Source organism: Parabacteroides caecihominis (genome assembly GCF_023656785.1).
Taxonomy (GTDB): domain Bacteria; phylum Bacteroidota; class Bacteroidia; order Bacteroidales; family Tannerellaceae; genus Parabacteroides; species Parabacteroides segnis.
Genome location: NZ_JAMOKS010000054.1, coordinates 20,132 through 33,560, shown reverse-complemented (window position 1 = coordinate 33,560; position 13,429 = coordinate 20,132). Strand labels below are relative to the sequence as shown.

The 13,429-nt window shown below is 45.0% G+C and carries 6 protein-coding genes; all 6 read left to right on the top strand.

Going from position 1 to position 13,429, the window contains the following annotated elements; translation table 11 throughout:
• Positions 1-142: 142 nt before the first annotated feature.
• A complete protein-coding gene (locus tag NBH14_RS26735; protein WP_250817898.1) occupies positions 143-3,559 on the top strand; it encodes a SusC/RagA family TonB-linked outer membrane protein in 3,417 nt (1,138 codons plus the stop codon).
• A 19-nt stretch (positions 3,560-3,578) separates the two neighbouring features.
• On the top strand, positions 3,579-5,444 hold the full coding sequence (locus tag NBH14_RS26730; RefSeq protein ID WP_186959184.1) for a SusD/RagB family nutrient-binding outer membrane lipoprotein: 1,866 nt from the start codon (positions 3,579-3,581) through the stop codon (positions 5,442-5,444).
• A 90-nt stretch (positions 5,445-5,534) separates the two neighbouring features.
• Entirely contained in the window at positions 5,535-6,176 is a 642-nt protein-coding gene (locus NBH14_RS26725; protein WP_186959185.1) for a hypothetical protein, read from the top strand.
• Positions 6,177-6,437: 261 nt separating this feature from the next.
• Positions 6,438-9,605: a SusC/RagA family TonB-linked outer membrane protein gene (locus NBH14_RS26720; protein WP_186959186.1), complete on the top strand. Its 3,168-nt coding sequence runs from the start codon at positions 6,438-6,440 to the stop codon at positions 9,603-9,605.
• Positions 9,606-9,758: 153 nt separating this feature from the next.
• Positions 9,759-11,678 carry a SusD/RagB family nutrient-binding outer membrane lipoprotein gene (locus NBH14_RS26715; RefSeq protein WP_186959187.1) on the top strand — a complete coding sequence of 640 codons (1,920 nt, stop codon included), beginning with the start codon at positions 9,759-9,761 and terminating at the stop codon, positions 11,676-11,678.
• A gap of 127 nt (positions 11,679-11,805) precedes the next feature.
• Entirely contained in the window at positions 11,806-13,389 is a 1,584-nt protein-coding gene (locus tag NBH14_RS26710; protein ID WP_186959188.1) for a hydroxymethylglutaryl-CoA lyase-like TIM-barrel protein, read from the top strand.
• Positions 13,390-13,429 lie beyond the last annotated feature (40 nt).

The window sequence follows — 13,429 nt, the reverse complement described above, 5'->3', positions numbered from 1 at the left end:
AGTTCTTTTAGAACTAAGGTAATAACGCCAACTAAATATACGCCAGGCTCTAAATCGCTTTGTAAAGTTATATCCAAAATAAAGAACAGACTTTTGTTTCGCCAAAACATTGTCTATTAATGTTCAAATAAAACCATCAATTATGTTGAAAAACTTTAAGCCTGTAGGCTTATTGCTGTTAGCCGGTACACTAGGTATCCCCGGATATGCGTCTGCGGATACGGTTACAGCAGGGCCGAGAACTAGTATTTCCCAGCAAGACGGAAAAGTTACGGGAACAGTTGAGGATGAATTCGGTCCCGTTGCCGGAGCATCTGTAGTAGTGAAAGGAACAACAAATGGTAACATTACCGACATGGACGGTAATTTTACTTTGGAAGGTGTGAAAAGTGGAGATATCATCCAGATATCTTTTATTGGGTATGCAACTCAGGAAATCAAGTACACTGGGCAAGGAACTATCTCTGTTAAATTAGCAGAAGATACCCAGAAACTGGATGAAGTGGTTGTAACTGCCCTGGGTATGAAACGCTCAGAAAAAGCCTTGGGTTACGCTGTAACTGAATTGAAAGGTGATGAATTGAAAACAAATGCTATTAACCCGGTAGCTTCTTTGCAAGGAAAAGTGGCTGGTGTTGAAATTGCATCTTCTGATGGCGGTATGTTTGGTGCTACTAAAATTCAAATTCGTGGGGCTTCCACTTTGAACGGCAACAACCAGCCTATTTATGTTGTGGATGGCGTTATTCTGTCGAATGATTTGTCTGGTACCGGTTCTTCCGACTGGGATTCGAATGCTAATGACTACGGTAATATGCTGAAGAACCTGAACCCGGATGACTTTGAAACTGTATCTGTATTGAAAGGTGCTGCCGCTACTGCTTTGTACGGTTCACGTGGTTTGAACGGTGCAGTTGTGATCACGACTAAGAGTGGTAAAGGTGCTACCGGTTTCGGTGTTTCTGTTTCTCAGACATTCGGTCTGGATCGTGCACACGGAGGTATGGAGCGTCAAATGCTTTATGGCCCCGGAACGATCGGTGGAGATATCAGCTACGGAGAAGTGAATGCGGACGGTAGCTATAAGAAATGGGATCAGAATCAATTCCGTTTGAACTCAAGAGGGGAGGGAACCGTTATCGGTGCTTCAACCATGTTGTGGGGACCGCGTTATGACGGTCGTCAGATTGAGAACTACGATGGCACAATGACTTCGTATTCACCGATTGAGAGCAATATGTCGGATGCTTACCAGACCGGGTTGAACTCAAATACCAATGTGTCTGTTCGCGGTGGAAACGAAACAACTAATTATTTTTCTTCTATCTCTTACAAGAAGGCTAAAGGTATTGTTGAAAATAATGATTTTGAACGTTACTCTTTGTTGCTGAAAGGTTCTCATAAAATCAGTAACCGTGTAGATGTAAATGCTTCTATCAGCTTTGCAAACTCTACACCGAAGAACGCACAGATCAATATTGGTGAAAGTTTCGCAACCGGAACTTATTCAACAATGTACGATACTAATTATTTCCGCGATAAATATCTGGGTGACCATCATACTGGTCTGGCCAGCAATGACTATGGCGATAAGTATGGTAGTGTGCCGGGTAAGAGTTTGTGGTTTAAGATAGACAATAACGATAAAACCCGTAAGGAAACTGTTGTTCGTCCGACTGTTGAGATCAATGTTAAGATGTTAGACTGGTTGTCTTTCCGTGCTGAAGGTAATATGAACTATTATTATACCAGCTGGGAAGATAAACAATTAGGCGAAGGCTACAATAACAAAGGCGGTTTTTACGAAATGGGTCAGGAATATAATAAGCAGACTACTTTTGGCGGAACTTTCACCTTTAACAAAGATGTAAAGGATTTCCATATCGGTGGTTTCCTTCGTGGTGAATACTATACGACAAGTGCAGCTACTCAGACATCTAAAACAGATGGTGGTCTGGCTGTTCCCGGTCAGTATTTTGTCGGTAACTCTTTGAATACCTCTAAAACGACGGCAGAAATTAAAAATACAAAACGTATTCTTTCAGCGGTAGCTGCTGTGAACCTGAGTTGGAAAAACCAGTTGTTCCTGGATATTACAGGACGTAATGACTGGTCTTCCGGTTTGATCTATACCAACGGAACGGGTAACTACTCCTATTTCTATCCGTCTATCGGCGGATCATGGTTGATCAATGAAACATTCCGTGATCAAATGCCTGAATGGATCAACCTGGCTAAGATCCGTGGTTCATGGGCACAGGTAGGTAACGATGCCAGTCCGTATTCTATTTATTCTTATTATACATTAGGTTCTTTATTGCAGCCGGATGGTTCCAATATCTTTACGAACTATTGGAATGATGATAATAAGAAACTGTTTAGCCCGAACCTGAAACCTGAACGTAAAAATTCATGGGAAATCGGTTTGGACTGGCGTATATTCGACAGCCGTATCGCCTTGGATGCGACTTACTATAAGGAAAATACGACTGATCAGATCATGACAATTGCTATCCCGTCCGAATCAGGTATCAGCAAACAGTTGATCAATGCAGGTAATATCCAGAACTCCGGTGTTGAAATAGCCTTGAATACGATTCCTTTCAAGAACAAAGACTGGGAATGGACATTGGACTTCACATTTACAAAGAACTCGAACAAGATCGTTGAACTTCACCCGAACGTAGCAAACTATATTGCCTTGGAAGGTGATGTGGCTTATGGTAACTACCGTGTAGGTTCTGTTGCGATTGTTGGTGGTTCTTATGGTATGTTGATGTCTGATGCAATGCCTAAAAAGAATGAAAATGGTGAAACCGTATTGACATGGCGTGATTCTTATCGTTCTGCATTTGCTCAACGTAGCGGCACTGCTGAAGAAGTAGGTAGCCTGGTTCCGAAGTTTATGGGTTCTATTGCTACAGGCGTAACTTGGAAAGACCTGAGTTTGCGTGTTGCCCTAGATGCCCGTATCGGTGGAAAGGTAGCTTCTTATTCTAATAAATACGGACAGGCTTATGGATTTACCCAATCTTCTTTGGACTTCCGTGATGAAGAACATGGTGGTATTACCTGGACTTCAAACTACGGAGATTCTAAGGGTATGACATTCCATGACGGTGTGATTCCTGAAGGTGTATTCGAAGCTGGTACAATGGCTACTTGTGTAGATGGTGTTAAACGCGACTTGGGCGGCATGAGTTTTGCTGATGCTGTGAATAAGGGATATTTGGAACCGGTACATGCTTCTGATTATCACTATTGGAGCAACCAGTGGGGCACTGGTACTATAAACGATTACTGGGTACATGACCTGAGTTATATCGCATTACGCGAAATCACATTAGGATACCGCGTACCGAAGACCATCGCCTCTAAAATAGGTGCAAAGGGACTGAACCTGTCATTCAGTGCAAGAAATCTGGGTTATCTGTATAACTCATTACCAAACAATATTAATCCGGAAAGTGTGCGTAGTAACAAATCGGCTGAGTTCCGTGAACGTTCAAACAGCCCGATCACATCCAGTTATATGTTCACTATCAATTTGGATTTCTAATTAATAAATGAAGCAAATTATGAGATATAAATCTTTTTTAGCAGCAACCCTGTTAGGAACTTCTCTGATGGTAGCTCCGGGGTGCCAGGACGATTTCGCTAAAACAAATACCAACCAGTCTGCTATCACGAAAGCAGATGTGCGCTATTTGTTTACACAGATGTTAAGTGAATTCGAACCGTCGAAATACCAGCAATGGTTTTATAATAATCTGGCTTATACATTGCGTTGGACGCAAGCTAATGTGCCTGATGGCGGTAATACTTCTTCTTTGAACCTGATGGGTGCTTTTGAAGGATCGCAGAGCCAGGTTATTAATGTGAAGTTATATGCTGAAGAAATCAAGCATGTGTTATCGTTAATGGATGAGAACGAACGGGCTACTTATGAAAATATCAATGTCCTGGCAAATCCGTTATTGGTATATCTGGGTATCTTCGGTACGGATATGTATGGCTCAATCGCCTATACGGAAGCGGGCAGAGGATTGCATGAAGAGATCCTGACCCCGGCTTTCCAAAGTCAGGAAGAATTGTTCCCTATTTGGTTGGATCAACTGAATGAAGCGATCGACGTGCTATTGGCAGACAAACCTAACCAGGTGAAGTTGGATGCACAGGATTTCGTTTACAAAGGTGACACCAAGTTATGGGCTAAATTCGCCAACTCCCTGAAATTGAAGATAGCCGTTCGTATGTTGCATGTTGATAAGGCAAAGGCACTGGCTATTGCTGAAGAAGCTGTGAATAATAAGGCTGGCATCATGTCAGGTTTGGATGATGATTTCATCTATTGCAAAGGTTCTCAGGAATATCACTTCGGAGATGATGTACTGGATGGGCAGAGTAAAGGTATCGGTTCTAAACAACTGATCAACTTCCTGGTTGACAATAAAGACCCGCGTGTTCGTTTTATTTTCCAGAAGAATGACTTTAACTCTAAAGTGGTACAGGCTTTCCTGGATAATAAGAAAGAACTGCCTCCTTATATTAAAGAAGTGGCTGAGATCAAAGACGGTAAATTTGAAGGTTGGAAAGCTCCGGGTGAACCTTGGGTTCGTTACTTCGGTAGTCCGGTGCAGACTTCTGCCAGAGAAAATGCTGAAATAAACAACGCTTATTTCAATTACGACAAATTTAAACTGCCTACAGAAGACGGTGGTGAAAAGCAGTATTATCCGTTGGCTCGTATGAACCGTGAAATGTTGCAGGGTCAGAAAGACTATACTTTCCCTGATGCTCCGGGTGTTTCTGCTACGATCGACGATCAGGACCGTGCATGGTATGGTTTACATTACTCTTCTGCAGAAGTAGCTTTGTATCTGGCCGAACTGAAATTGCTGGGTGCTAACTTGCCTGGTTCGGCTGAAAGCTATTATCAGGAAGGTATCCGTCTGTCTGTTCAGGAATATGACAAACTGGCTTCTTTGAATCAGATTCCGTATTATTCTAGTGTATATGACAAAGAGTTTGAAAAGACTATCAAACTGGAAGATGGTGAAATCGATGCTTTGCTTGCAAACGAGAAATACAAACTGACCGGTTCTACAAAGGAACAGTTGGAAAAAGTATATATCCAGCAGTATGTTCACTTCCTGTTGTTCCCGAATGAACAGTTCGTACAGGTTCGTCGTTCAGGTGTTCCTATGAAAGATAGTAAAGTATTGGCATGGGAAAACTTTACAGATGACGATGCAAACTTCCAGATCCCGCGTCGTTGGACTATCAATACTCCGCTTCAGAGTGATTTGATGTATAATATAAAGAAGACTGCTTATGAAGCACAAGGATTTACGACTGGTACACAAGATCCGGCTACATTGAACCGTGAACGTGTATGGTATGATAAGGGAGCACCTAACTTTGGTGAAGGTCCTAACTTTTAAAGGTATATCTTTGTAAATAGATAAATAATAAAGAAGAGGGAAGGATTATCAATATTCTTCCCTCTTTGTCTTTAAATCATACAAATAAATATGAAATATCAGATCACATTCATCATTTTATTGATCTCGCTTATCACTGAGGCCGGTTATGCACAAAAGAAGTCTATTTATCTGCTGGATGATTTCACCCAGGGAGTCGTATTAATGAAAAACGGAGCAAAGACAAATGCCCGGTTGAATTATGACGGAAGTAACAGGAAAATGAAATTTAAACAACAGGATGAGATCATGATCCTAACAAATACACAGGCGATCGATACCGTCTTTATTGCTTCTCATAAGTTTATCCCATACAGCCGGAATTTTCTGGAGGTGGTAGAAATGCCTAATGGCAATTTGTATATCAATTGGTCACTGAGAGAACTTTATAAAGGCAGGCAAGGAGCTTACGGCTATGCAAACCAGAGCACGACGACAACTTCTATTAATACCAGTTTTTATAACAAGGGCTATTATAAGGTAGAAAATCCGGATATAATGGAAGAAATCAATGACAATGATTACTGGTTTTTTCGTACTGATAAACCTGTTAAGTTCCGCAATGAGAAGTCGCTGTTAAAGCTTTTTCCCGGTAAAGAGGAGCTAATCAGGAGTTATATAAAAGAACATAATATAAATATGAAAAATCCGGAGCAAGTGATAGAATTATCTAATTATTGCATGGGTTTATAGAGTGTATGTTTTTCTACATTAATATGTAAGTATATCTAAAAAAATATTATTTCATGATTCAGGGGATGTAGAGAAGGATAGTTCTACATCCCCTGAATTGTTTCCTATTTATTGATTTAGTAAAAGAATGAGGAAGAGATATCAACCTTCTTCCCCAATGTTAATCTTGCAACAACTCTTGTTTCTTTCTGTTTATATTACCAAATGACATTGGTTGACGCCAAATGCATAGATCTAATAAATTAAACAAAAAACATCAGTATGTTGAAAAGATTCAAATCTGTCAGCATGATTCTCCTGGCGGGCGCGTTGGGCTTTACCGGAAACGCCGTTGCCAATCCGAATACCGGGAATCCTGCTATTGACATTTCCCAACAGGATACGAAGATTACGGGAACAGTGGAAGACGAGTTCGGACCCGTTGCAGGGGCTTCTGTTGTAATTAAAGGTACCACAAACGGGACGATGACCGATATGGACGGCCATTTCACGCTGGAAGGTGTAAAGAAGGGAGACATTATCCAAATTTCTTTCATTGGCTTTGCCACACAAGATATTCCTTACACCGGACAAACCGCTCTCAATGTTAAACTCGAAGAAGATGCCCAGAAACTGGACGAAGTCGTTGTTACTGCTTTAGGAATGAAACGTGACAAGAAAGCACTGGGTTACGCCATGCAGGAACTGAAAGGTGACGAACTGCTTTCTTCACGCGAACCAAACCTGGCCAATTCTTTGTCGGGTAAAGTCTCCGGCTTGCAGATCGTACGCTCCAGTAATGGAGTGGGAGGGTCTTCAAAGATTGTGCTCCGTGGTAATAACTCGCTGACCGGTAGTAACCAGCCGCTGATCGTTGTCGACGGTACGCCGATGGATAACTTCACAGGCGGGGTCGATGATGTATGGGGTAACTCCGGTGCCGATATGGGTAACGGTCTTTCCGACATCAATCCCGAAGATATCGAGTCGATGACTGTGCTGAAAGGTGCTTCGGCTGCGGCCTTGTACGGTTCCCGGGCCGGTAACGGGGTGATACTTATTACGACCAAGTCGGGAAAGAAGAATGAAGGGCTGGGTATAACAGTCAATGCTGGTATCACTACCGAGTCGATTTTCCTGAAACCGGATATGCAGAACAGCTTCGGACAAGGATCGGTCGGCGCTTACGATAACCAGTCGCGATTGAGCTGGGGACCGAAGGCGGAAGGACAGACGGTTACCGACTGGATGGGACGCCAGGTTCCTTTGAGGACGTACGATAATATCGATGCTTTCTTTAATACCGGTACTTCTTTTAATGAAGGTATCAGTTTCCAGCAGAATATAAAAGGAACGTCGGTCTTTTCTTCCATCAACCGTTCGGATGATGCAGGTATTACTCCGGAGTCGAAGCTGAACAAAACGAATATCACCTTGCGTGCCACCACTTTCCTCGACGAAGCCGAAAAGTGGAAGGTAGATGCCAAAGTGAACTATATCAATCTGAATGCCCACAACCGCCCGATCCAGGGTGTCAACCCTTCCAATGCTTTCAACACGATCTATAACCTGCCCCGTTCGCTGAATGTGGCTGACTTTAAGAATAGTGTGGACGAAGATGGAAACATGATCTGGTGGGACGCTTCGAAGAACCCGCAGGAAAACCCGTACTGGGTGACCAAATACCGCCAGAACAACGATACCCGTAACCGTTTGCTGGGTAACATCGCATTGAAATACGCTCCCACTAACTGGTTCAATGTCGAATTGAGAGGCGGTACGGACTATTATACAACGACTAAGAACGAAAAAGTATATGCCGGAGGTAATACAACCCCCAGCGGTTTATACAGCGAAGGTTCCGAGACATTTTACGAAAATAACTACAGTTTCCTGGCTACCGCCAATAAAGATAATTTGATCGACCGCCTGGGTGGTTTCGTTACTTTCGGTGGTAACCTGATGATACAGAGGCGAACGAAGATGAATGCCTCGGCCGGTGAATTGCTTGTGCCGAACCTCTTCTCCCTGAACAATGGTATAAACAAACCCACGGTGACCTCCGAGTTGATCCGCCGGAAGATGAATTCACTTTACGGATCGTTGCAATTGAATTGGGACGGCTATCTGTTCCTGGATATTACGGCACGTAACGACTGGTCATCTACCATGTCGAAAGCCAACCGTTCTTATTTCTATCCCTCGGTCAGCCTGTCCGGAGTAATCTCCGACATGGTGCCTAAACTGGGCGGGCAGATGCCTGAATGGTTTACGTTTGCCAAGGTAAGAGCTTCGTATGCCGAAGTAGGTAACGACCTTGATCCGTATCAGTTATACAATAACTTCACGGTCGGTAAGGATGAGAATGGCAATACGACAGCCGCTCCCGGAAACGTACTTTACGACTCCAACGTGCGCAGCGAGTTGATCAAATCATGGGAAGCCGGTTTCGATATCCGCTTCTTCAATAATCGCCTCGGACTGGATGCCGCCTGGTATAAAACCAATGCCACCCGCCAGTTGCTGAACTTGCCGATGGACCCCTTCTCCGGATATAGTTCCCGCAAGGTAAATGCCGGTAATATTCAGAATGAAGGCGTTGAAATCTCTCTGAACGGATTGATTCTCGACAATCCCAAAGGACTAAGTTGGAACTCGACAGCACAGTTCTCGCTAAACCGAAACAAGATCATCGATCTCTATCCGGGCGTTACCCTGTATGATATAAAAACGCTGGATGCCATCCAGATCGTAGCCGTGCAGGGCAGTTATTATGGTGATATCTACGGGCAAACCTTTCAACGTGTGGAAGACAAGAATGATCCTAACTACGGCAAGATCATTGTCGGTGAAGACGGACTTCCGTTGATCACGACCGGCAAATCGAAAGTAGGTAACCAGAGTCCCGACTGGATGCTGGGTTGGACGAACAGCTTTTCATACAAAGGCTTCAACCTGAGTTTCCTGGTGGACTTCCGTATCGGCGGCGACCTTTATTCAGCAACCGCTTCCAACCTGTACACCCGTGGTAATGCGGCCGGGACAGTTGTAAACGGCGAACGTCAGGACTTTATTGTCCCTAATTCGGTTGTCCAGACTCCCAACGGCTATACGGAAAATAAAGTACCCGTCACCCATCAGAATTATTGGGAACGTATCGGTTCGACCGGTAATTACGGCTTGCCGGAAATGTACACATACGATGCAACGAATATCCGTTTACGTAATATTACGTTGGGATATGATTTCAATAAAGCAATGCTGAAAGATACTCCGTTCCAGCGCCTGCGTTTGTCTGCAACATGCAATAACGTCTGGATGATCCATTATAACCTGCCGGGCATCGACCCTGAATCCGTTTCGGCAACCAATACGAATGCTACCGGATTCGAGAATGGAGCAGCTCCGACAAGCCGTTCATTTACGTTTAATGTAACGGTAGGATTTTAATGCGATTTCTGATTGAATTTGTTTGGACATCATAAACACTCCTGTTTGGACATCGTAAACACTCTTGTTGCGACACCCTATACAGTACTGTTGTGACACCCATAACAAATCTAAAGATGATAAGTAAATAAGAACAATAAAGAATAAAACAAGATGAACACCAAAAATATATTACTGGCAGGCATGTTCTCGATAGCCGCTTTGTTTACATCCTGTAACGATTTTCAGGAGATAAATGAAGACCCTAACCAAGTGGGCGAAGACAAAGTGAAGCCGGAGTGGTTTCTCAATGCCTCCATCATCGGGGCGCAGATGAATCCCGAGATTGCCGAACGTATCTTCATTGCTGAATGGAATCGTGCCGCTCGCTTTAACCGGGGCAGCGGATTCACGATCGGTACGGACAACAACGACTATATCACCCTCTACCTCAGCAACTCCTATGCTGTAGGCTGGCTCAACAAGGCTACCCAGGCTATCGAACTGGGAGAAAAGAAGATCGAGGCAGGCGAAGCCGAACAATATCCTTATTATAAAAATGTGGTTCAGATGGCCCGTATCTGGCGTGCTTATCTGAACGCTGAAGTATCCGATGGCTTCGGACCTATCCCGGCTTTGTCGGCTTTTACCGGCGTACCCGGCGAATACGACAGTGTAGAAGCTATCTATGGTTTCATCCTCAAAGAGTTGAAAGAAGCTGAAGCCTCTCTCGATCCTTCTATCAATATGGAGCCGATGGCAGGCGAGGATGCTTTCTATGCCGGAAATGTCAATGAGTGGAAGAAATATGCCAACTCCCTGCGTATGCGTTATGCCATGCGTATTTCGGCCGTATCGCCCGAACTGGCAAAGACCGAATTTGAAGATGCGGCAAGCAAAACCTTTATCTCTTCGCTGGATGATTTGGCAGGCGTACAGGAGAAAGATGGTTGGAACGACCTGACAGGTGTCATGTCGCGTACCTGGAATGCACAGCCTATGTCTGTGACTTTCAAGAACCTGGCCGAAGGACTTGGAGGTATTGAATTTCCTCTTCCTGATTCCTTAAAGAGCCATCTGAAAGATCCTCACACCTATATGGGACTCTATCTGAACAAGCATTTCCCGTTGAATACCAACGATCCGTGTGCCGGATTCTATTTTGATGCCATTCCGCAGTATGTAGATCCCCGCGCACCGAAACTATTCAGCGTAGTAGGCTGGAACGACGGTGTGGTTTATTCCGACTATATCGGTGCAGCCAGCGAAGTGCAACCCGTTGAATTAATGGACCCGAACGATAACTCCAAACCGATGCTCACGATCGACCCGCGTTATACCTGGGGTACCTGGGTAGCCGGTGAATGGAATAACCTGTCCGGCCTTGTCAGCGCCTTGACCGGTAAGAACTACAACTATCCTTCCATGGCAAAGCAATACCGTATGAATACGCAGAAGCGCGTCTTCTTCGGCCCGTGGGAAAGCTATTTCCTGATAGCTGAAGCCGCTCTGAAAGGATGGACAGTACCGGGCACTGCCCAGTCGAATTACGAAAGCGGCATCACAGCCAGCTTCGAATATCATGGCCTGCAAAGCCAGGTTTCTCAATACCTGTCCTCTACGGATTATAACCGGGTAGGTACCTCCGTCAGCTTCACCCATACAACGGAAGCGAAGCCTTATACCGTCAATTATGTCGATCCTTATACAAAGGAAAACAAGACGATGACTTATAACTTCCCGAAGAACTCAATCTACCGCGGCGGTGCTTACAACAACGACGCATTGACAAAGATTCTTACCCAGAAATATATCGCACAGGTACCCTGGTTACCCGAAGAAGCATGGAGCGATCATCGTCGTCTTGGTCTTCCGTTCTTTGAAAACCAGGCTGTAGAAAAAGACTACAACCCATTGAACCAGGTTCCCCTGACAATGGCAACAGCCAAGGAGTGTCGCCTCGATTTCTACCCGAAACGTTACCGTTATCCGGCCAATATCCAGACCAATAACCTGGAAGGATATCAAAAAGCCTTAGAGCTGTTGGGCGGCCCCGACGTGGTGACAACACCGCTTTGGTGGAATCAGAAATGAGACCTACATTTCTCTTGATAGAAAAGTAGGCAAAAGATCAAGGCTGCATCCCTTTCGCTACTTTGATCTTTTGTTACTTTTCCATCAAGGGAAAAGTAAAGAAAACAAACTAAACAAAAACACAATTATGGTACGTAAACTATTAATCCGTGACCTCACCCTCCGTGACGGTCAGCAGTCAGCTTGTGCAACGCGCATGTCGCAGAAACAAATCGACCGTGTACTACCTTTCTATAAAGAGGTTGGTTTCTATGCGATGGAAGTATGGGGTGGGGCAGTGCCCGACGCCGCCATGCGCTACCTGAACGAAGACCCCTGGGAAAGAGTGGAAAAGATCAAAGCCGCAGTAGGTACGACCACCAAACTGGCAGCCTTATGTCGCGGACGCGACCTGTTCGGCTACAATCCTTACCCGGACAATGTTGTCAAAGGCGTATGCCGCAACACTGTCGAGTCAGGAATTGATATCATGCGTATTTTCGATGCCATGAACGATATAGACAATATGAAGCCAGCCATCAAATACACCGACCGTTACGGTGGAATGGCCGATTGTGCCGTCTGCTACGCCATCGACCCTCACCATTCTGCCCTCGAACGGATCGAAGCCGCCTTCCACGGACGTCCCCTTCATAAGCCGGTCTTCAAGAACGACTATTTCCTGGAAAAAGCCCAGCAGTTGGAGAACTTCCGGGCCGACATCATCACCCTCGAAGATGCCAACGGACTCATCACTCCTGCAAGGACTGCCGAACTGATACGCCTTTTCAAGAAGAACCTGAAATCTCCCGTCGACTTCCACACCCGCTGTACTGCCGGATACGGCCTGGCTTCGATGCTTGCCGCTATTGTCAACGGCGTCGATATTGTCGATACGAATATCTGGTATTTTGCCGGAGGCTGTTGTGCCCCCGCCATCGAGCTGGTCTACGTCTTCTGCAAGAAGATGGGTATCGAGCTGGAAATCGATATGGAAGCCGTCGCCCGCATCAACGCCGAACTCCTGAAAATACGAAAGGAACTGAAAGCCTACGACTCCTCCCGCGAGTTACCCAATCCTTTCAATCCCCTGACCGATAAGTTACCTACCGAGATCGACCGCTTTTTCAATGATGCTATCGAAGCCGCCCGCAAAGACAAGGAAGACGACCTGATTATCTTCTGCCGTGCCATCGAAGAATACTTCAACTTCCCCGAACCCAACGAAATGGTCCAGAAATCGCAGATCCCGGCCAACATGTACAATCAGATAGTTGCCTTGCTGAAGCAGCAGGACCATCCCGAGTTATTGGAGAAAGCGATGTCATTAATCCCCCGGGTACGGATGGATGCCGGCCTGCCTCCTTTGGTGACGCCGGTCAGTCAGGTTATAGCTTCGCAGGCAGTCTCCTGTGCCCTCGATGAACTGAACGGCCGCCCGTTATACAGCAAACCCGTTTACCCCTTTATCTCCCTGATCCGCGGAGATTATGGGAAAACCCCGTTGCCTGTCGACTCTGACTTTCGCCTGCAAATAACCGGCAAGCGGGAAGAACAACTTTATGATGCCTCAGATTATGAAATGCAGGAGAACCCTGTCATTGATGAAGTCGGTATCCTGGTAGCCGAGAATGAAAAGGAGATGCTTCTCCTCGAACTCTTTCCCATGTCTGCCCGCCACTTCCTGACGAAACAGAAGAAAGAGAAGTTCAGAAACGATCTGATGGTTTGATGCTTAAACTTCTTCTTAGTATTTATAAGAATGTTCTATA

Coding starts and splice junctions, on each gene's coding strand:
- NBH14_RS26735 (WP_250817898.1), top strand. CDS start 143: ATGTTGAAAAACTTTAAGCCTGTAGGCTTATTGCTGTTAGCCGGTACA.
- NBH14_RS26730 (WP_186959184.1), top strand. CDS start 3,579: ATGAGATATAAATCTTTTTTAGCAGCAACCCTGTTAGGAACTTCTCTG.
- NBH14_RS26725 (WP_186959185.1), top strand. CDS start 5,535: ATGAAATATCAGATCACATTCATCATTTTATTGATCTCGCTTATCACT.
- NBH14_RS26720 (WP_186959186.1), top strand. CDS start 6,438: ATGTTGAAAAGATTCAAATCTGTCAGCATGATTCTCCTGGCGGGCGCG.
- NBH14_RS26715 (WP_186959187.1), top strand. CDS start 9,759: ATGAACACCAAAAATATATTACTGGCAGGCATGTTCTCGATAGCCGCT.
- NBH14_RS26710 (WP_186959188.1), top strand. CDS start 11,806: ATGGTACGTAAACTATTAATCCGTGACCTCACCCTCCGTGACGGTCAG.